The organism is Sphingomonas sp. VDB2 (assembly GCF_047946695.1).
Taxonomy (GTDB): domain Bacteria; phylum Pseudomonadota; class Alphaproteobacteria; order Sphingomonadales; family Sphingomonadaceae; genus Sphingobium; species Sphingobium bisphenolicum.
The window spans coordinates 1,716,961-1,737,509 of record NZ_CP159615.1; the positions used below are offsets into that span (position 1 = coordinate 1,716,961).

Genomic DNA, 20,549 nt, shown 5'->3' on the forward strand with positions numbered 1-20,549 from the left:
AGAGCCGCAGGCGCGCGCTGCCTAGCGTTAATCGGCACCTATCGGCGCAAGGCCGAGCCGGGGGATGTCGATCGCGGGACAACGATCCATCACCACCTTCAACCCGGCCGCTTCGGCGCGCGCCGCCGCCGCTTCGTTGACGACGCCCAGTTGCATCCACACCGCCTTGGCCCCGGCGGCGATGGCGTCGTCCACCGCCTCCCCCGCCGCTTCGCTGCGACGGAAGATATCGACCATGTCGACGGCCACGCCGATGTCGGACAGGCGGCCCCAGACAAATTCGCCATGGACATGCTCACCGGCAATCTGCGGATTGACCGGCAGGACGCGATAGCCATGGTCCTGAAGGAATTTCATGACGCCATAGCTGGGGCGGTCCGGGCGATCGGAAATGCCGACCAGCGCGATGGTGCGGGTTTCCGACAGCAAGGCGGCGATGTCCTGCGGGGCGGTGAGCGGCATGGCGTATCTCCTTTGCGACCGAGATGGGGAGGACGCGGGCGAACGCAAGACGTTCCTTTCCTCGCGCATCCGCGATAATCACAGGCCATGTTCGCCATTCGCCCCGACGACCTGACCGACCCGCAAACCCGCGCGCTGCTGGCGCTCCACCTGGCCGGGATGCAGACCGACAGCCCGGCCGACGCGGTGTTCGCACTCGACCTGTCCGGGCTACGATCGCCCGATATCAGCGTGTGGACCCTATGGGACGGCGCGGCGGTCGCCGGGGTCGGCGCGTTGCGGATGCTGGATGGCGAGCAGGGCGAGATCAAGTCGATGCGCACCCATCCCGATTATCTGCGGCGGGGCGTGGCCAACGCGCTGCTGCGGCACATCATCGCGGCGGCGCGCGACCGCGGCATGGCGCGGCTGAGCCTGGAAACCGGCCGGGGCGCGGCGTTCGAACCGGCCCTGTCGCTCTACCGCGCCCATGGCTTCACTGATGGCGACGCGTTCGGCGATTATGAACCGAACGGCTTCAGCCAATATCTGCATCTGATGCTGTAGTCAGGCCGATGCCCTGAGCCAGTCGGCGACCTTGCGCGCGATGGCGTGGAAAGCGTCGGCATGGACGCCCTCGCCCGCCGCCGGCGGATCGCCAGCGTCGGAGCGGCGACGGATGTCGATCGCCAGGGGCACGCGGCCGAGGAAAGGCATGGACAGGTCGTCAGCCGTGCTTTCCGCGCCGCCATGGCCGAAGGGATCGGAGACTTCGCCGCAATGGGGACAGGCATAGCCGGCCATATTTTCGACCAGGCCGACCATCGGCACCCCGGCCTGATGGAACAGGCTGACTGCGCGGGTGGCGTCGATCAGCGCCAGATCCTGCGGCGTGGACACGATCACCGCGCCGGCGGGCTTGTGCTTCTGCACCATGGTCAACTGGATATCGCCGGTGCCGGGCGGCATGTCGACCACCAGCAATTCGGCGTCGCCCCATTCGGCGTCGATCAACTGGCTGAGCGCATTGCCCACCATCGGCCCGCGCCAGGCCAGCGCCTTGCCCGGTTCCACCAGATGCGCCATCGACAGCATCGGGATGCCCAGCGTGCCGGTGACGGGAATCAGCTTCTTTTCGCGGGCCTGCGGCTTTTGATCCTCGCTCCCCATCAGCCGCGCCTGCGACGGGCCGTAGATATCGGCGTCGACCAGCCCGACCTTCAGCCCCAGCCGGTGCAGCGCAACGGCGAGATTGGCCGATAGCGTCGATTTGCCCACCCCGCCTTTGCCCGACGCAACGGCCAGGATGCGCAACGGCGCCTTGGGGGCCGGCGTTTCTCCGGGTTTCCGCTCCGCCGTCATGGCGATGCGGACGTCGGTGACGCCGGACACGGTCAGCGCGCCTTCGCGGATCGCCGCGGCCAGCCCTTCGCGCCGGTCGGGGTCCAGTCCACCCACGTCGAGGGCGATGGTCATCACCCCGTCCTTGAGGCGCGGCGCGCTGGCGCGGCCATCGGTCAGGGCGGTCAGACGGGCGGAGAAATCGGCAAGATCGGTCATGGCCATGCCCTGTAGGAAATAATCGCGGCCATTTGCACTGTTTTTCGGAGAAGAGCCTTCCTATAGAAGATGCCATGAGAAGAATATTCGGGTGGATGCCCGCGATCGCAGCGATGGTCCAAGGCCCCTGGGGCGGCAAGAATGACGGACCCGACGGGGACGGGCAGAAAGGCGGCGGCGACGGCGGCCCGCGCAACCCATGGACCCAGCCGGGCAAGCCCACTGCCGGTCAGAAGGGACCGTCCGCGATCGACGAACTGCTGCGCCGCGGCCGCGAAAGCTTCGGCCAGGGCGGCGGTGGCGGCGGCTTTGGCGGCATCCCCCCGCGCGGGGCCGGCAAGGCGCTGTGGCCCGCGGCGATCGGCATAGTGGTGATATTGTGGCTGGTCCTGACCAGTTTCCACCGGGTCGGGCCGCAGGAGCGCGGCGTCGTCACCCTGCTCGGCAAATATAGCCGCACCCTGACGCCGGGCATCAGCCTGACCCTGCCCGCTCCGTTCGAGGCGGTGACAACGGTCGATGTCGAGGAAATCCGCACCATCGATATCGGCTCCGCCAGCGCGGAGAGCGAAAATCTGGTGCTGACGGGCGACCAGAATATCATCGACCTCGCCTATTCGGTGCGCTGGAATATCCGCAATCCGGAACTCTATCTGTTCCAGCTGTCGGACCCGGACGCCAGCGTGCGCGAGGTTGCGGAAAGCGCGATGCGGTCCGTGCTCGCCAGCGTCAGCCTGGACGATGCGCTGGGCGCCGGGCGCACCGCGATCGAACAGCAGGTCGAATTGCGGATGCAGGAGATATTGGACGGCTACAAGTCGGGCATTCGCATCCAGGGCGTCGCGATCAAGCAGGCCGATCCGCCGACCGCCGTCAACGACGCGTTCAAGGCGGTGTCCGCCGCGCAGCAGACGGCGCAGACCTATCTCAACGAGGCGCGCGCCGCCGCCCAGCAGGTGACGGCCAAGGCGCAGGGCGAGGCCGCGGCTTTCGACAAGGTTTATGAACAATATAAATTGTCGCCCGACGTGACCCGCCGCCGGATGTATTATGAAACCATGGAGGGCGTGCTGTCGAACGTCGACAAGACCATCGTCGAAGGTAACAATGTGACGCCCTACCTGCCGCTACCCGAAATCAAGCGCCGTGCGCAGGCCGCCCCGGCGGACGCCACCAGCACGGGAGGCCAGTGATGCCCGGTATCTTGCGTCATCCGGTCGCCCTTGCCCTGGTTTTGCTGGGCCTGCTGATCTTGGTCGGCAGCACGATCGCCATCGTGCCCGAAACCAAGCAGGGCGTGGTCGTCCGTTTCGGCGATCCCAAGGAGATCATCAACCGCTACCGTCCCAATGAAAGCTTCGGCCAGACGGGCGCGGGCGTCATCTGGCGTTGGCCGTTCGTCGATCAGATCGTCTGGATCGACAAGCGGGTCCTCTCGGTCGAGATGGAGCGGCAGCAGGTGCTGTCGACCGACCAGTTGCGCCTGCAGGTCGACGCCTTCGCCCGCTATCGCATCGTCGATCCGCTGCGCATGTATATCGCGGCGGGCAATGAGGAGCGCGTGGGCGAGGCGCTGCGCCCGATCCTGGGGTCCGCGCTGCGCAACGAACTGGGCAAGCGGCCATTCGCCGCACTGCTCAGCCCCGAACGCGGCCAGGTGATGCAGAATATCGAGGCAGGGCTGGACCGGGTCGCGCGCCAATATGGCGCGGAGATCGTGGACGTGCGGATCAAGCGCGCCGACCTGCCCGACGGCACGCCGCTGGAAAGCGCCTTCACCCGGATGCGCACCGCGCGCGAGCAGGAAGCGCTCACCATTCGCGCCCAGGGCGCCAAGCAGGCGCAGATCATCCGCGCGGAAGCCGACGCCAACGCTGCGCGCATCTATGCCGAGAGCTTCGGGAAGGACCCGTCCTTCTACGATTTCTATCGCGGGATGCAGAGCTATCGCTACACCTTCGCGCCCGATCGGCCGGGCCAGACCAACATCATCCTGTCGCCGGACAATGAATTCCTGCGGCAATTTCAGGGACGACGTTAAACTTTCGTCATGATCCCCCGGAGATCATTACGGAACCAGCGTCATTCAATGAGGGTTAAGGCAAGGCGGAGCATCTGAGGGCTTCCTAAAAGTCCCGCCTTCCTTACCCCTGAAGCTTTGAAGAGGACCGTCACGAGTGCGTTACGCTTATGCCATCACCGGCGCCCTGCTCCTCGGCGGCACTGCCATTGCCGTCACCACCAGTTCCAATGTCGGGGCGCAGACCGCGCAGAATGAAGGCCTGACGGCAGCAGCGCCCGCGGGCGCGCCAGCCAGCCTCGCCGACATGGTCGAGAAGCTGCAACCCGCCGTGGTCAATATCTCCACCAAGCAGCGGGTGAAGGTGCAGAACCCCTTCGCCGGTACGCCGTTCGGCGATCTGTTCGGCCAGGGCCAGCAGGGCGGACAGCCGCAGACCCGCCAGGCCCAGTCGCTGGGATCGGGCTTCCTGATCTCCGCCGACGGCTATATCGTCACCAACAACCATGTGGTGTCGGCCGGGGCCGAGGGCGCGAGCGTCGATTCGATCACGGTCACGATGACCGACAAGCAGGAATTTCCCGCCAAGCTGATCGGCCGCGACGCCGCGACCGACCTGGCGGTGCTGAAGATCGAATCCCCTAAGCCCCTGCCCTTCGTCAAGTTCGGCGACAGCACCAAGTCGCGCGTGGGCGACTGGGTGGTCGCGATCGGCAACCCCTTCGCGCTGTCGGGCACGGTGACGGCAGGCATCATCTCCGCCCTGCATCGCGGCACCGGCGGCAGCTACGACAAGTTCATCCAGACCGATGCGTCGATCAACCAGGGCAATAGCGGCGGCCCGATGTTCGACATGCGCGGCAATGTGATCGGCATCAACAGCCAGATCCTCTCGCCGTCGGGCGGCAATGTCGGCATCGGCTTCGCCATCCCCTCGGAACAGGCCGCGCCGATCGTCGATACGTTGCGCAAGGGTCAGGCGATCAAGCGCGGCTATCTGGGCGTCCAGATCAGCCCGCTGGGCGAAGACCTGGCCGACTCGCTGGGTCTTGCCAAGAATCGCGGCGAATTCGTCCAGGGCGTGGAACCGGGCAAGGGCGCGGAGAAGGCCGGGATCAAGGCGGGCGACGTGATCGTCAGCGTCGCCGGCCAGGAAGTGACCGCAGACCAGAATCTGTCGTCGATCGTCGCCAACCAGAATATCGGCGCGCGCGTGCCGATCGTCCTGATCCGCAACGGCCAGCGCCAGACCGTGACGGCCATCGTCGGCGAACGGCCTTCGGAAGACGAGCTGAACAATTTCGCCCAGCCGCAGGGCGACGAGGATTTCAGCCAGCAGGACCAGAATCCGGGCCAGGCAACGCAGCAGGCGCTGGGCATTTCGGCGATCCCGCTGACGCCCGGCATCATCCGCCAGCTCGGCGTTGCGGCTGACACGAAAGGCGTCGTCATCACCGCCGTCGACGGATCGACCGATGCGGGCGCCAAGGGCCTGCGTCGCGGTGACGTCATCATCAGCGCGAACAACCGCCCGGTCGCGACCCAAGCCGAGTTGGACGCGCAGGCGAAGGCCGTGGCGGCGCAGGGCCGCAACGCCATCCTGCTGCAGGTGTTGCGCCGCGGCCAGCCGGCCATCTTCCTGCCGATCCGCCTGCGCGACAAATAAGCGGCACTTGCCGATGGTGTCTGGCTCGCTAGAGTTGGGATAGCCAATTCAGACCCGTTCGGGCCGGGCCTGTCGACATCGCGCGACAGGCCCGGGGCGAGCGGGTCTTCTTTTTTCGGGGATTTCAGATGAGCGACGGTATCTTCATCGGGCTTGGCGCACCGGACAAAGACGGGGGCATCCCGCAGACATTGAATTTGCGCCGCGCCAATCGCCATGGGCTGATCGCCGGGGCGACCGGCACCGGCAAGACCGTCACGTTGCAGGGCATCGCCGAGAGTTTTTCCGCGCTGGGCGTGCCGGTGTTCCTGGCCGATGTGAAGGGCGACCTGGCCGGCATATCCATGGCCGGATCGCCCACCGCCAAAAATGCCGATAAGCTGGTGGCGCGCGCGGCGGAAGTCGGCATCGCAAACTACGCCTATGCCGACAATCCGGCGATCTTCTGGGATCTCTATGGCGAGCAAGGCCATCCGATCCGCACCACCGTCAGCGAGATGGGGCCGCTGCTGCTCGCGCGGCTGATGGGCCTCAACGAGACGCAGGAAGGCGTGCTGTCCATCGCCTTCAAATATGCCGACGAAGAAGGGCTGCTGCTGCTCGATCTGGGCGATTTGCAGGCGATGCTGGCCTATTGCGCGGAGAATGCCGATACGCTGTCGGCCCGCTACGGTAATGTTACCAAGGCCAGCGTCGGGGCGATCCAGCGGCAATTGCTGCAACTGGAAAGCCAGGGCGGCGACCATTTCTTCGGCGAACCCGCGCTCGACATCCATGACATGCTGCAAGTGGACGAGAAAGGCCGCGGCTATGTGAACGTGCTGGCGGCCGACAAGCTGATGCAGAGCCCGAAGCTTTATGCGACCTTCCTGCTGTGGCTGCTGTCCGAACTGTTCGAGACGCTGCCCGAAGTGGGCGACCCGGACAAACCCAAGCTGGTTTTCTTCTTCGACGAGGCCCATCTGCTGTTCGAGGACGCGCCCAAGGCGCTGACCGACAAGATCGAGCAGGTCGTGCGGCTGATCCGGTCCAAGGGCGTGGGCGTCTATTTCGTCACGCAGAATCCGATCGACATTCCAGAGGATGTGGCCGGGCAACTGGGCAACCGGGTGCAGCACGCCCTGCGCGCCTTCACGCCCCGCGACCAGCGCGCGATCAAGGCGGCGGCGGAGACCTTCCGCATCAATCCCGACCTGGATGTCGAGACGGCGATCACCGAATTGAAAGTGGGCGAGGCGCTGGTGTCGCTGCTGCAGGAGGATGGATCGCCCGGCATCGTGCAGCGCACGCTGATAGCCCCGCCCCGATCGCGCCTCGGCCCGGTCGAACCGAAAGAGCGCGCGATCATCCAGTCGATATCGCCCTGCGCCGGCAAATATGATGACGCGGTGAACCGCGAATCGGCCGAGGAAATCCTTGCCGCCCGCGGGCAGGCGTCGGCTGCGGCCGCGCAGGCGTCCAAGGCGCAGGCGGAAGCCGACAAGGCCGCTGCGGCGCAGGCCAAGGTCGAAGCGAAGCAGCGCGAAGCGGAACTGAAAGAGCAAGCCCGGCGCGACGCGGCCGAAGCGCGCGAGGCGGCCAAGCCCAGCGCCTTTGACAAGGCGATCCAGTCGGCCACGCGGGCGGCGGGATCGTCGGTCGGTCGGCAGGTCGCCAACGAACTGGGCCGCGCGGTGTTCGGGGGCACGAGCCGCAAGTCGTCGTCGGGCGGGATCGCCGGCAATCTGGTCCGCGGTATCTTGGGCAGCCTGTTCAAATAGGCTATGCCGGTCTACCGGCAGGGAGGCAGCGCGTCATGCAGAAGACAGCGATTTGGACAGTAATAGCGCTGGTCGCGGCCAGCCCGCTCCACGCCCAGACGATTGATCCCCATCATGTCATCGGCGCTGCGATCGCCAGCGACATCGCGCGTGACCGGCAGGCCGAGCGCGACGCCCGTCGCACGCCCTATGCCTCACCTGGCTATGGCCCGATCGCATCGGTCGCCGCCGCGCGTGACGCCTGCGCGGCCAAGGCGCTCTACCAGGCCGGCCCCAACGGCAAGCTGATCGGTCGACCCCGCGCCAGCACCATGGCGACCGGGTGGGAGGTGGAGGGCGAGATCGGCTTTGCCGATGGCGGGGCCGTGCCCTTCATGTGTTCCGTGCGCAACGGATCGGTCAGCAGCGTGCTGTTGCAACGCTGATCGGCTATGTGGGGCGGAGCGATGGATCGCCGCCCGCCCCGCTCATAGGTCGCAAAACAAATCTTGTTGCATGGTGGGCCGCACCCCTGTTGCTTCGGCAATATAAGCGCCGCTAAAGCCGTGGCCATGACGGCTGCCCTCTCCCCCCGCCACCCCCTGCATTTCGGCAATTTCCGGGCCTATCTCGCGGGGCGGCTGTGCGCCGTGCTGGCGCAATACAGCATGATGATCGTGCTGGCGTGGCAGGCCTATAATATCGCGCGGGAGACGATGACGACCGCAGGCGCTTCGGCGCAGCTTGGCCTGATCGGGCTGGCGCAGTTCCTGCCGCTTTTCTTCCTGACCCCCATCACCGGATGGGTCGCCGACCATTATGACCGGCGGATCATCACCCGGCTGACGCTCACCTTGCTGACGATCGCGGCCGGGCTGCTTGCCTTCGCCACCTATGAAGGCTGGGTCAGCCTGCCGCTGATCTTCGGGATCGCCGTGATCGTGGGCATCGCCCGCGCATTCAACGGCCCGGCCTATGGCGCGCTGGCGCCCAATCTGGTGCCACCAGCCGTGCTGCCCACCGCTATCGCCATTTCCAGCGTCTCGTGGCAGGCCGGGATGATCGCGGGACCGGCGGTAGGCGGCTATGCCTATGCCGCCACCCCTTGGGGCGCCTATGCGCTGGCGGCCATCCTCTATGGCGTGGCGCTGGGCGCGATGCTGCTGATCGGGCCGGTGCCGCAGCCGCCGCGCGACACGACGCGCCATCCGGTACGCCAGATGATCGACGGCTTTACCTATGTGAAGGGCAACCGGCTGGTGCTGGCGACGATTACGCTCGACCTGTTCGCGGTGCTGCTGGCGGGCGCGACCGCGCTGCTGCCGGTCTATGCCCGCGACATATTGCATGTGGGGTCGGCCGGGCTGGGCCATCTGGCGGCCGCGCCCGGCATCGGCGCGGCGGCGACCGCGCTCTGGTTCTCTTTCCGCCCGATGAAGACCGAGGTGGGGCTGAAGATGCTGGGATCGGTCATCCTGTTCGGCCTGGCCACCATCGCCTTCGGCTGCACCGCCTTCCTGCCGCGCGGGATCGCGATCGAGGCGGGGATCGCGTCGCTGGTGGTGCTGGGCGGCGCGGACATGGTGTCGGTGTTCGTGCGCCAGTCGCTGGTCCAGCTGCACACGCCCGATGCGATGCGCGGGCGGGTGTCCAGCCTGTCGCAGCTTACCATCTCTGCCTCCAACGAACTGGGCGAGGCGGAGTCCGGTTTCCTCGCCGCGCTGGTCGGCCCGGTCGCGGCAGTGATCGGCGGCGGCGTCGGTGCTATCATCATCACCCTATTCTGGGCGCGACTCTTTCCCGAATTGCGCCTTGCACGAAGCTTCGATCCACCCGACATCGGGCGAGAAGAGAACAGCCAGGAGAAAAACCCATGAAAGCTGCCACGATTCTCGAAACCATCGGCAATACGCCACATGTCCGCATCAACCGGCTGTTCGGCGATGCGCCCGCCGGCACCGAAGTGTGGATCAAGTCGGAACGATCGAACCCCGGCGGGTCGATCAAGGACCGTATCGCGCTGGCGATGATCGAAGCGGCCGAAGCCAGCGGCGAATTGCAGCCGGGCGGCACGATCATCGAGCCGACGTCGGGCAATACCGGCGTGGGCCTGGCCATGGTCGCGGCGGTCAAGGGGTACAAGCTGGTGCTGGTCATGCCCGAAAGCATGTCGATCGAGCGCCGCCGGCTGATGCTGGCCTATGGCGCCAGCTTCGACCTGACGCCGCGCGAAAAGGGCATGAAGGGCGCGATCGAACGCGCGCTGGAACTGGTGTCGCAGACGCCGGGTAGCTGGATGCCGCAGCAGTTCGAAAATCCCGCCAATATCGACGTGCATGTCCGCACCACGGCGCAGGAAATCCTGGCCGATTTCGCCGACGCGCCGATCGACGCGCTGATTACCGGCGTGGGCACGGGCGGCCACATCACCGGCGTCGCCGAAGTGCTGAAAAAAACATGGCCCGCGATCAAGATCTTCGCGGTCGAACCGACCCTCTCCCCGGTCATCAGCGGCGGCCAGCCCGGCCCCCATCCGATCCAGGGCATCGGCGCGGGCTTCATCCCGGCCAACCTGCACACCCAGTTGCTGGACGGCGTGATCCAGGTCGATCCGGCCGACGCCAAGGACTATGCCCGCCGCGCCGCGACGCAGGAAGGCCTGCTGGTCGGCATCTCGTCGGGCGGCACGCTGGCGGCGATCGCGCAGAAGCTGAAGGAACTGCCCGCGGGCAGCCGGGTTCTGGGCTTCAACTATGATACCGGCGAACGCTATCTGTCGGTGCCCGACTTCCTGCCCGAATAGGCTATTGGCGGCAAGCGAGGCATGACCGACCTACCTCCCCCGGCCCGGCCGCATCCTTTCCTGTGGCTGGTCTGGGCACTCCTGTTTGTCGGCCTGCCCGCACTGGTCGCCGCCTGGGACACGCGGGCGCGGCCGGACGCGGGCGCGCGCCGGATGGCCGTGGTCGAAGCCGGACGGATGAAACGCCCCACCACGCCGCCGCCGCCAGTGGAGCCGGTCGAGGTCTTCGCGCTGGAGCGGAACCAGGCGGTGGCGTTCAACGCGACCATCCCCTTTTCGCGCGATCCCAACCCGGCCGCCCGACCTTTCCTCTTCGCCGGGTCGGAAACCGACCTCGCCCGCGCGACCGACTGCCTGGCGGCGGCGGAAATCTTCGAGGCGGGCGACGATGCCGTGGGCGAACAGGCGGTGGCGCAGGTGGTGCTGAACCGCGTGCGCCACCCCGCCTTCCCCAAGACGGTCTGCGGTGTCGTGTTTCAGGGACAGGAACGGCGCACCGGATGCCAGTTCACCTTCAGTTGCGACGGGGCGCTGACCCGCACGCCGGGCGAGGCCGCTTGGGGCCGCGCGCGCGAGATCGCCCGCGCCGCGCTGGCGGGCAAGGTCTACAAGCCGGTGGGCCACGCCACCCATTATCATACCGACTGGGTGGTGCCCTATTGGAGCGGCAGCCTGGACAAGATCGCGGCGGTGGGCACGCACCTCTTCTTCCGTTGGCGCGGCTGGTGGGGAACCCCGCCCGCCTTCCGCCAGAGCGAGGATAGGGGCGAACCGCTGATCGGCCGGATCGCGCGCTTCTCGCCTGCGCATCAGGGTGGGATGGATACCCCCTTGACGCCGCCGCCGACCGTGGCGGCGGCGGAGGCTGCCGCAGCGCTCGCCGCCCGGCCGCAACAGACGATCGGCGCGGATTCGCTGGGGCGCACGGTGGCGGGGGTTCGGCTGATCGCGATCGCGCCGGGGGCGAAGAGCTTCCTGGTCGAACTGCCCGCCGGCAGCGGCGGCGCGGATGGCTGGCCGGCGATGGCGCAGACCTTCTGCGCGGGGCGCGCCGAATGCCGGATCATGGCCTGGCGACCGGGCGCTGCACCGGCGGGCCTGCCTCTCAGCGACGCGCAGATGGCGACGATGAGCTTCGCCTATATCCATAACGCCGGCAGCGGCTTGCAGCGGGCGCTGTGGAATTGCGCGCAGACGCCGCGGACGGCGAAGGGGGAATGTATGCGCCAACGCCTGCCGACCATTGTCCCCCCCCTGCCCACCGAAGCGCTGGCCGGTGTCCGGCGCAAGGGGCGGTTCGAAACGGTGAAGATCGCACCGGTCACGCCCGCCGGTGATACAAAAACAGCGACACCTTGAACGCTTGGCGTTTTGGCGGCCTCCCTGCCCCCTTCACAAACCGGGCGCCAGCGCCTATATCGGCGGCAATCCGGTCGTCCTCTGCGCTGTGCGCAACGGGATAGGCCGTCCCCCGGATCGCTCGGGGTCTGGCTTCGAATTGCGCGTGAAGCTGGCGGAATTGGGCGAATTTTGGCGGGTCACAAAGTGCTGACAGTGCGGATCGGACAGTCCCGGCCCGCACTTTTTTGCGTGGATTGGCGGGTGCGAATCACCCCCTATTCCATCGCGCTTGGACTGAGTTTTCGCTGGGATGCGGAAAAACGCGACGAATGAAGGCAAGGACAACGCATGGCGACCAGAGCTCTCCCCCCGATCAGCAACACCGGCGCGAAGAAGCGCATCAGAAAGGTGTTCGGCGACATCCACGAAGTGGTGCAGATGCCCAACCTGATCGAGGTCCAAAGGGAGAGCTATGAACAGTTCCTCCGGTCCGACCCGTCGATCGGCTATGTGTCGGGCCTGGAAAAGACGCTGCGCAGCGTCTTCCCGATCCGCGATTTCGCCGGCACCGCCGAAATGGACTTCGTCCATTATGAGCTGGAAGACCCCAAGTACGACGTCGAGGAATGCCGTCAGCGCGGCATCACCTATGCGGCGCCCATGCGCGTTACCCTGCGCCTGATCGTATTCGAAGTCGATCAGGACACCGAAACCCGTTCGGTCCTGGATATCAAGGAGCAGGACGTCTACATGGGCGACATGCCCCTGATGACGGGCAACGGCACCTTCATCGTCAACGGCACAGAGCGCGTCATCGTGTCGCAGATGCACCGTTCGCCGGGCGTCCTGTTCGACCATGACCGTGGCAAGACCCACTCGTCGGGCAAATATCTCTTCGCCGCGCGCGTCATCCCCTATCGCGGTTCGTGGCTCGACTTCGAATTCGACGCCAAGGACATCGTCAACGTCCGTATCGACCGCAAGCGCAAACTGCCGGTCACGGCGCTGCTGTTCGCGTTGGGCCTGACGCCGGAAGATATCCTGGGCGAATTCTACAACAAGGTGACCTATGTCCGCGGCGAAGGTGGTTGGGTGATCCCCTATCTCGCCGAAGCCTGGCGCGGCCTGAAGCCCGCCTTCGACATCGTCGATGCCAAGACCGGTGAAGCGATCTTCCCCGCCGGCACCAAGATTTCGCCGCGCGCCGCCAACAAGGCGGAAAAGGACGGCCTGGAAACGCTGCTGATCCCGACCGAGGAAGTCTATGGCCGCTACAGCGCCTATGACCTCATCAACGAGAGCACCGGCGAAATCTATATCGAGGCCGGCGACGAAGTGTCGCCTGAAAATCTCGAAAAGCTGGACAAGGCGGGCATCGACCGCCTGGAACTGCTGGACATCGACCATGTCGGCACCGGCCCCTGGATCCGCAACACGCTCAAGGCCGACAAGGCCGAGGATCGCGACCAGGCGCTGAGCGACATTTATCGCGTCATGCGTCCTGGTGAACCGCCGACGAAGGAAACCGCCGAAGCGCTGTTCGCCGGTCTGTTCTTCGATCCGGAGCGCTACGACCTGTCGGCCGTGGGCCGCGTGAAGCTCAACATGCGCCTCGACCTCGATGCCGAGGACACGGTCACCACCCTGCGCGTCGAGGACATCCTCGCCGTGGTCAAGGAACTGGTGAACCTGAAGGACGGCAAGGGCGAAATCGACGATATCGATAACCTCGGCAACCGTCGCGTCCGTTCCGTCGGCGAACTGCTGGAAAACCAGTATCGCGTCGGCCTGCTGCGCATGGAGCGCGCCGTCAAGGAGCGCATGTCGTCGGTCGACGTGTCGACGGTGATGCCCAACGACCTGATCAACGCCAAGCCCGCCGTGGCCGCGGTGCGTGAATTCTTCGGCTCGTCGCAGCTGTCGCAGTTCATGGACCAGACCAACCCGCTGTCGGAAGTCACCCACAAGCGCCGCGTGTCGGCGCTTGGGCCGGGCGGTCTGACGCGCGAGCGCGCGGGCTTCGAAGTCCGCGACGTTCACCCGACGCACTATGGCCGCATCTGCCCGATCGAAACGCCTGAAGGCCCGAACATCGGCCTGATCAACAGCCTCGCGACCTTCAGCCGCGTCAACAAGTACGGCTTCATCGAAACCCCGTACCGCAAGGTCGTGGACAACAAGGTCACCGACGACGTCGTCTATCTGTCGGCGATGGAAGAGGCCAAGCACACGATCGCGCAGGCCAACGCCGAAGTGAGTGCCGACGGTCATTTCGTCGAGGATCTGATCTCCTCGCGCGAAGCCGGCGAATTCCTGATGGCGCCCCGCGATCACATCACCCTGATGGACGTCAGCCCCAAGCAGCTGGTGTCGGTCGCCGCATCGCTCATTCCGTTCCTGGAAAATGATGACGCGAACCGCGCCCTCATGGGTTCGAACATGCAGCGTCAGGCCGTGCCTCTGGTACGGGCCGAAGCGCCGTTCGTGGGTACCGGCATGGAAGGCACGGTCGCCCGTGACTCCGGCGCGGCCGTCGCGTCCAAGCGGGCGGGCATCGTCGATCAGGTCGACGCGACCCGTATCGTCATCCGCGCGACCGGCGACATCGAAGCCGGTCAGTCGGGCGTCGACATCTACACGCTTCAGAAGTTCCAGCGTTCCAACCAGGACACGTGCATCAACCAGCGTCCGCTGGTGAAGGTGGGCGACTTGATCGAAGCCGGCGACGTCATCGCCGATGGCCCGTCGACCGAGTTCGGCGAGCTGGCGCTGGGCCGGAACACGCTCGTCGCGTTCATGCCCTGGAACGGCTATAACTACGAAGACTCCATCCTGATCTCCGAACGGATCGTGAAGGACGACGTCTTCACCTCGATCCATATCGAGGAGTTCGAGGTCATGGCCCGCGACACCAAGCTGGGGCCGGAGGACATCACCCGCGACATTCCCAATGTCGGTGAAGAAGCGCTGCGCAACCTCGACGAGGCGGGCATCGTTTACATCGGCGCCGAAGTGGAGCCGGGCGACATATTGGTCGGCAAGATCACCCCCAAGGGTGAATCGCCGATGACCCCGGAAGAGAAGCTGCTGCGTGCGATCTTCGGCGAAAAGGCGTCCGACGTGCGCGACACGTCGCTGCGCCTGCCGCCGGGCGTTGCCGGGACCGTCGTGGAAGTCCGCGTCTTCAACCGTCATGGCATCGACAAGGACGAGCGCGCCATGGCGATCGAGCGGGAGGAAATCGACCGCCTCGCCAAGGATCGCGAGGACGAACGCGCCATCCTCAACCGCGCCACCTTCAACCGGCTGCACGAAATGCTGCTGACGCAGATCGCGTCTGCGGCTCCCAAGGGGGTCAAGAAGGGCGTCGTGATCGACGAGGCCCTGCTGGCCGAAGTCGAGCGTCACGAGTGGTGGAAATTCGCGGTCGAGGACGACAGCCGCCAGGCCCAGATCGAGGCGATCAAGGGTCAGTATGACGAAGCGGTGAAGTCGATCGTCGACAAGTTCGAGGATCGCGTCGACAAGCTCCAGCGTGGCGACGAACTGCCGCCGGGCGTGCTCAAGATGGTCAAGGTGTTCGTCGCGGTGAAGCGCAAGCTGCAGCCGGGCGACAAGATGGCCGGCCGTCACGGCAACAAGGGCGTCATTTCGCGCATCCTGCCGGTCGAGGACATGCCGTTCCTGGAAGACGGCACCCATGTCGACATCGTGCTGAACCCGCTGGGCGTGCCGTCGCGCATGAACGTCGGGCAGATCTTCGAAACGCATCTGGGCTGGGCTGCCCGCGGTCTTGGCCAGCAGCTCAAGCACGCGCTGGAAGACTGGCGCGAGGCCAATCCGAACCCGTCGGCGGGCGACATGCCCGACGCGGTCAAGGAACGGCTGCTGACCTCTTATGGTCCGCGCTATGCCGAGCAGATCGAAGCACGCTCGCCCGAGCAGATCATCGATCTGGCCGAGCATCTCCAGCGGGGCATCCCGATGGCGACGCCGGTGTTCGACGGCGCCCGCGAAGCGGACGTGTCTGCGATGCTGTCGCTGGCCGGCCTGCACACGTCGGGCCAGTCGGACCTGTATGACGGCCGCACCGGCGATCGGTTCGACCGCAAGGTGACCGTGGGCATCATCTACATGCTGAAGCTGCATCACCTCGTCGACGACAAGATCCATGCCCGTTCGATCGGCCCCTACTCGCTTGTCACGCAGCAGCCGCTGGGTGGTAAGGCGCAGTTCGGTGGCCAGCGCTTCGGTGAAATGGAGGTCTGGGCGCTCCAGGCCTATGGCGCGGCCTACACCTTGCAGGAAATGCTGACGGTGAAGTCGGACGACGTGGTCGGCCGCACCAAGGTCTATGAGGCGATCGTCAAGGGTGACGATACGTTCGAGGCCGGTATTCCCGAAAGCTTCAACGTGCTGGTCAAGGAAATGCGCTCGCTGGGCCTCAACGTCGAACTCGCCACGATGGACGAGGTGCCCGACGACGACGGCTTCGCGCAGGCCGCAGAATAAGGGACTCTATGGGCGCTGTCTCCCGAAGACAGTGCCCGCTCCCCTTCTTCGCCCGGACATTTACCCTCTAGAGGGACTGATATTATGAATGAACTGACCAACTTCGCGAACCCGGTCCAGAAGCCGGAAACCTTCGACCAGATCCAGATCGGCCTGGCTTCGCCCGAACGCATCCGGTCCTGGTCCTTCGGCGAGATCAAGAAGCCGGAAACCATCAACTACCGCACGTTCAAGCCCGAGCGAGACGGCCTGTTCTGCGCGCGCATCTTCGGTCCGATCAAGGATTATGAATGCCTGTGCGGCAAGTATAAGCGCATGAAGTACAAGGGCATCGTCTGCGAAAAGTGCGGTGTCGAAGTCACGGTGAGCAAGGTGCGCCGCGAGCGCATGGGCCATATCGAGCTGGCCGCCCCGGTCGCGCACATCTGGTTCCTCAAGTCGCTGCCCTCGCGCATCGGCCTGCTGCTCGACATGCAGCTCAAGCAGCTTGAGCGCGTCCTCTATTTCGAATCCTATATCGTCACCGAGCCGGGCCTGACCCCGCTCGAAAAGTTCCAGCTTCTGAACGAAGACGAACTGCTCGACGCGCAGGACGAATATGGCGAAGACGCCTTCTCCGCCGGCATCGGCGCGGAAGCGGTCAAGCAGATGCTGATGGATCTCGACCTGGAAGGCGAGAAGCAGGCGCTGCTGGACGAGCTGGCCGTCACCAAATCGGAACTGAAGCCCAAGAAGATCATCAAGCGCCTGAAGGTCGTCGAGAGCTTCCTGGAATCGGGCAACCGCCCCGAATGGATGATCTTGGACGTCGTCCCCGTGATTCCGCCCGAACTGCGCCCGCTGGTGCCGCTGGACGGCGGCCGCTTCGCGACGTCGGATTTGAACGACCTGTATCGCCGCGTCATCAACCGCAACAACCGCCTGAAGCGGCTGATGGAACTGCGCGCGCCGGACATCATCGTCCGCAACGAAAAGCGCATGTTGCAGGAAGCCGTCGACGCCCTGTTCGACAATGGCCGTCGTGGTCGCGTCATCACCGGCGCGAACAAGCGTCCGCTCAAGTCGCTGTCCGACATGCTCAAGGGCAAGCAGGGCCGCTTCCGCCAGAACCTGCTCGGCAAGCGCGTCGACTATTCGGGTCGTTCGGTCATCGTGACCGGTCCTGAGCTGAAGCTGCATCAGTGCGGCCTGCCCAAGAAGATGGCGCTCGAACTGTTCAAGCCCTTCATCTACGCCCGCCTCGACGCCAAGGGTCTGTCCATGACCCTAAAGCAGGCCAAGAAGTGGGTCGAGAAGGAGCGCAAGGAAGTCTGGGATATCCTGGACGAAGTGATCCGCGAACATCCGGTCATGCTGAACCGCGCGCCGACGCTGCACCGTCTGGGCATCCAGGCGTTCGAACCCGTGCTGATCGAAGGCAAGGCGATCCAGCTTCACCCGCTGGTCTGCTCGGCCTTCAACGCCGACTTCGACGGTGACCAGATGGCCGTCCACGTTCCGCTGAGCCTTGAGGCCCAGCTGGAAGCGCGCGTGCTGATGATGTCGACCAACAACATCCTCTCGCCCGCCAACGGCAAGCCGATCATCGTGCCGTCGCAGGACATGGTGCTGGGCATCTATTATCTGTCGATGGAACGCGAAGGCGAGCCGGGCGAAGGCATGTTGCTGTCCGACATGCAGGAGGTCCATCAGGCCCTCTTCACCCAGTCGGTGACGCTGCATTCCAAGGTCATCAGTCGCGTGCCGCAGACCGACGAGGCGGGCAACGCCTATCTCAAGCGCTACGAGACTACGCCGGGCCGGATGCTGCTGGGCGAATGCCTACCCAAGTCGCACAAGGTGCCGTTCGACGTCGTCAACCGCCTGCTGACCAAAAAGGATGTGGGCGACGTGATCGACGAGGTCTATCGCCACACCGGCCAGAAGGACACGGTGCTGTTCGCCGACGCCATCATGAGCCTGGGCTTCCGCCACGCGTTCCAGGCCGGCATCTCGTTCGGCAAGGACGACATGGTGATCCCGGACTCGAAGGAAGGCACCGTCGCCGAAACCAAGGCGCTGGTGGCCGACTATGAACAGCAATATCAGGACGGCCTGATCACCCAGCAGGAAAAGTACAACAAGGTGATCGACGCCTGGAGCCGTTGCGGCGACCAGGTCGCGAACGCCATGATGGACGAGATCAAGGCCCAGCCCAAGGACCCGCAGACCGGCCGCCTCGCGCAGATCAACTCGATCTACATGATGGCGCATTCCGGTGCGCGTGGTTCGCAGGCGCAGATGAAGCAGCTCGCCGGCATGCGTGGCCTGATGGCCAAGCCGTCGGGCGAGATCATCGAAACGCCGATCATCTCGAACTTCAAGGAAGGCCTGACCGTTCTTGAATATTTCAACTCTACCCACGGCGCGCGCAAGGGCCTGGCGGATACGGCGCTCAAGACGGCGAACTCGGGTTACCTGACCCGCCGTCTGGTCGACGTGTCGCAGGACTGCACCATAGTCGAGGAAGATTGCGGCACCGAAAAGGCGCTGGAGATGAAGGCGATCGTCCAGGGCGGTTCCGTCATCGCCTCGCTGGGCGAGCGCATCCTGGGCCGCACCACGGCGCAGGACATCGTCGACAGCAAGGATGGCAGCATCGTCATCCCGATCGGCACCCTGCTGGACGAACCGATGATCGCCAAGATCGAGGCGATCGGCACCCAGGCCGTCAAGATCCGCTCACCCCTGATCTGCGAAAGCCGGATGGGCGTGTGCGGCAAATGCTACGGCCGTGACCTGGCGCGTGGTACGCCGGTGAATATCGGTGAAGCGGTCGGCGTCATCGCGGCGCAGTCCATCGGTGAACCCGGCACGCAGCTCACCATGCGGACCTTCCACATCGGCGGCGCGGCGAACTTCAACGAAACGTCGAACCTGGAATCGATGGCGGACGGCACGATCGAACTGCGTGACATGCCGACCATCACCGACAAGCATGGCCGTCGCCTGTCGCTCGCCCGCAACGGCGAGATCGCAATCATCGACAGCGAAGGCCGCGAGCGCGAAACCCATCGCCTGCCTTATGGCGCCACCATCCTGTTTGCCGATGGCGACGCCGTGAAGAAGGGCGAGCGGTTCGCCGAGTGGGATCCGTTCACCATGCCGGTGATCACGGAAAAGCCGGGTATCGTGAAATATGTCGATCTGATCGACAGCAAGACGCTGACCGAACAGACCGACGAAGCCACCGGTATCGCCCAGCGCGTCGTGACGGAACATCGTGGTGCCGCCCGCACCAAGGAAGACCTTCGCCCGCGCCTGACCCTGCTGGACGATCAGTCCGGCGAAGCCGCCCGCTATATGCTGGCAGTGGGTGCGACGCTGTCGGTCGACGATGGCGCCCAGGTGCAGGCCGGTGACGTGCTGGCGCGTGTCAGCCGCGAAGCGGCCAAGACCCGCGACATCACCGGTGGTCTGCCGCGCGTCGCCGAGCTGTTCGAAGCCCGCAAGCCCAAGGACAATGCGATCATTGCCAAGGTGTCGGGCCGCGTCCAGTTCCTGAAGGATTACAAGGCGAAGCGTAAGATCGCCATCAATCCCGAAGATGGCGGCGAGCCGGTCGAATATCTGATCCCCAAGAGCAAGGTGATCGACGTTCAGGAAGGCGACTTCGTGAAGCGCGGCGACAACCTGATCGGCGGTTCGCCCGATCCGCACGACATTCTGGAAGTGCTCGGCATCGAGCCGCTGGCCGAATATCTGGTCGCCGAAATCCAGGAAGTCTATCGCTTGCAGGGCGTGAAGATCAACGACAAGCACATCGAAACGATCGTTCGTCAGATGCTGCAAAAGGTCGAGATCATCGAGTCCGGCGACACCACCCTGCTGGTGGGCGAGCAGATCGACCGCGAGGAAATGGACGAGATCAACAGCAAGCTGGCAGCGGGCTTCGCGCCCGCGGCGGGCAAGCCGGTGCTGCTCGGCATCACCAAGGCGTCGCTGCAGACCCGTTCGTTCATCTCGGCGGCGTCCTTCCAGGAAACCACCCGCGTCCTCACGGAAGCGGCGGTCCAGGGCAAGAAGGACACGCTGGTCGGCCTGAAGGAGAACGTCATCGTCGGCCGCCTGATCCCGGCAGGTACCGGTGCGGGCATGAACCGCCTGCGCGTCGCCGCCTCGTCGCGTGACGCGGCGTTGCGGGCCGCGCTGCGCGCTTCGAGCCAGGTCGATCTGATCGCCCCCAAGTCGGCCGCAGCCGAACGTGCGGCCGAACTGGCGCAGGGTCCGGAAGCAGCGATCGGCAACGATCCGCTGGCCGCTGTCGAAGGGGAAACCCATGGCACCGATGCGGACGCGGGCGATTACCTGCTGAAGAGCGACGGCGAATAAGCCCTTTGAAACTGCGGGAGCCGCTTCCTATATAGGCGGTGGCTCCCATGCCCTTCGCTCCCGCAAGGGAGAGAAGACCGTGCCCGCCGGACGCGC

The 20,549-nt window shown here is 65.2% G+C and carries 13 protein-coding genes; 11 read left to right on the top strand and 2 right to left on the bottom strand.

Annotated elements, in window-relative coordinates; translation table 11 throughout:
- Positions 1–27: 27 nt before the first annotated feature.
- Positions 28–462, bottom strand: a complete 435-nt coding sequence (locus tag ABT375_RS08445; protein ID WP_416464740.1) for a CoA-binding protein — start codon at positions 460–462, stop codon at positions 28–30.
- Between the two features lie 87 nt (positions 463–549).
- Between ABT375_RS08445 and ABT375_RS08450 the strand changes: the two genes are divergently transcribed.
- Positions 550–1,008 (top strand): GNAT family N-acetyltransferase, encoded by a 459-nt coding sequence (locus ABT375_RS08450; RefSeq protein WP_416464741.1) that lies wholly within the window; start codon positions 550–552, stop codon positions 1,006–1,008.
- On the opposite strand, the gene ABT375_RS08455 is transcribed toward ABT375_RS08450, so the two are convergent.
- Positions 1,009–2,001, bottom strand: a complete 993-nt coding sequence (locus ABT375_RS08455) for an Mrp/NBP35 family ATP-binding protein (RefSeq protein WP_416464742.1) — start codon at positions 1,999–2,001, stop codon at positions 1,009–1,011.
- Between the two features lie 74 nt (positions 2,002–2,075).
- Between ABT375_RS08455 and hflK the strand changes: the two genes are divergently transcribed.
- The 10 genes from hflK to rpoC all read left to right on the top strand — a co-directional run bounded on the left by hflK (position 2,076) and on the right by rpoC (position 20,453).
- Complete coding sequence (hflK, locus tag ABT375_RS08460; RefSeq protein WP_416464744.1) at positions 2,076–3,194, top strand: FtsH protease activity modulator HflK; 1,119 nt, start codon at positions 2,076–2,078, stop codon at positions 3,192–3,194.
- Positions 3,194–4,042 (top strand): protease modulator HflC, encoded by an 849-nt coding sequence (gene hflC / locus ABT375_RS08465; protein ID WP_224547364.1) that lies wholly within the window; start codon positions 3,194–3,196, stop codon positions 4,040–4,042. Before hflK ends, hflC begins: the two co-directional genes overlap by 1 nt.
- A 136-nt stretch (positions 4,043–4,178) precedes the next feature.
- Positions 4,179–5,687, top strand: a complete 1,509-nt coding sequence (locus ABT375_RS08470; protein ID WP_224547365.1) for a Do family serine endopeptidase — start codon at positions 4,179–4,181, stop codon at positions 5,685–5,687.
- 128 nt (positions 5,688–5,815) lie between these two features.
- Positions 5,816–7,447: a helicase HerA-like domain-containing protein gene (locus ABT375_RS08475; RefSeq protein ID WP_416464745.1), complete on the top strand. Its 1,632-nt coding sequence runs from the start codon at positions 5,816–5,818 to the stop codon at positions 7,445–7,447.
- 35 nt (positions 7,448–7,482) lie between these two features.
- Positions 7,483–7,872, top strand: a complete 390-nt coding sequence (locus ABT375_RS08480; protein WP_261936343.1) for a hypothetical protein — start codon at positions 7,483–7,485, stop codon at positions 7,870–7,872.
- 126 nt (positions 7,873–7,998) lie between these two features.
- A complete protein-coding gene (locus ABT375_RS08485) occupies positions 7,999–9,303 on the top strand; it encodes an MFS transporter (protein WP_416464746.1) in 1,305 nt (434 codons plus the stop codon).
- The gene (cysK, locus tag ABT375_RS08490; RefSeq protein WP_066604402.1) at positions 9,300–10,229 is read left to right on the top strand and encodes a cysteine synthase A; all 930 of its coding nucleotides are present in this window, start codon (positions 9,300–9,302) and stop codon (positions 10,227–10,229) included. The genes ABT375_RS08485 and cysK overlap by 4 nt, the downstream gene beginning before the upstream one ends.
- A gap of 21 nt (positions 10,230–10,250) precedes the next feature.
- Positions 10,251–11,588 (top strand): cell wall hydrolase, encoded by a 1,338-nt coding sequence (locus tag ABT375_RS08495; protein WP_416464747.1) that lies wholly within the window; start codon positions 10,251–10,253, stop codon positions 11,586–11,588.
- A 330-nt stretch (positions 11,589–11,918) separates the two neighbouring features.
- Positions 11,919–16,082: a DNA-directed RNA polymerase subunit beta gene (rpoB, locus tag ABT375_RS08500; RefSeq protein ID WP_416464748.1), complete on the top strand. Its 4,164-nt coding sequence runs from the start codon at positions 11,919–11,921 to the stop codon at positions 16,080–16,082.
- 84 nt (positions 16,083–16,166) lie between these two features.
- Complete coding sequence (rpoC, locus tag ABT375_RS08505) at positions 16,167–20,453, top strand: DNA-directed RNA polymerase subunit beta' (RefSeq protein ID WP_261936340.1); 4,287 nt, start codon at positions 16,167–16,169, stop codon at positions 20,451–20,453.
- Positions 20,454–20,549: the final 96 nt, after the last annotated feature.

Excerpts from the sequence above, each read along its gene's own strand:
- ABT375_RS08455 (WP_416464742.1), bottom strand. The coding sequence starts at position 2,001 with ATGACCGATCTTGCCGATTTCTCCGCCCGTCTGACCGCCCTGACCGAT.
- rpoB (WP_416464748.1), top strand. The coding sequence starts at position 11,919 with ATGGCGACCAGAGCTCTCCCCCCGATCAGCAACACCGGCGCGAAGAAG.
- ABT375_RS08495 (WP_416464747.1), top strand. The coding sequence starts at position 10,251 with ATGACCGACCTACCTCCCCCGGCCCGGCCGCATCCTTTCCTGTGGCTG.
- cysK (WP_066604402.1), top strand. The coding sequence starts at position 9,300 with ATGAAAGCTGCCACGATTCTCGAAACCATCGGCAATACGCCACATGTC.
- ABT375_RS08485 (WP_416464746.1), top strand. The coding sequence starts at position 7,999 with ATGACGGCTGCCCTCTCCCCCCGCCACCCCCTGCATTTCGGCAATTTC.
- hflK (WP_416464744.1), top strand. The coding sequence starts at position 2,076 with ATGAGAAGAATATTCGGGTGGATGCCCGCGATCGCAGCGATGGTCCAA.
- ABT375_RS08475 (WP_416464745.1), top strand. The coding sequence starts at position 5,816 with ATGAGCGACGGTATCTTCATCGGGCTTGGCGCACCGGACAAAGACGGG.
- hflC (WP_224547364.1), top strand. The coding sequence starts at position 3,194 with ATGCCCGGTATCTTGCGTCATCCGGTCGCCCTTGCCCTGGTTTTGCTG.
- ABT375_RS08450 (WP_416464741.1), top strand. The coding sequence starts at position 550 with ATGTTCGCCATTCGCCCCGACGACCTGACCGACCCGCAAACCCGCGCG.
- ABT375_RS08445 (WP_416464740.1), bottom strand. The coding sequence starts at position 462 with ATGCCGCTCACCGCCCCGCAGGACATCGCCGCCTTGCTGTCGGAAACC.
- ABT375_RS08480 (WP_261936343.1), top strand. The coding sequence starts at position 7,483 with ATGCAGAAGACAGCGATTTGGACAGTAATAGCGCTGGTCGCGGCCAGC.
- rpoC (WP_261936340.1), top strand. The coding sequence starts at position 16,167 with ATGAATGAACTGACCAACTTCGCGAACCCGGTCCAGAAGCCGGAAACC.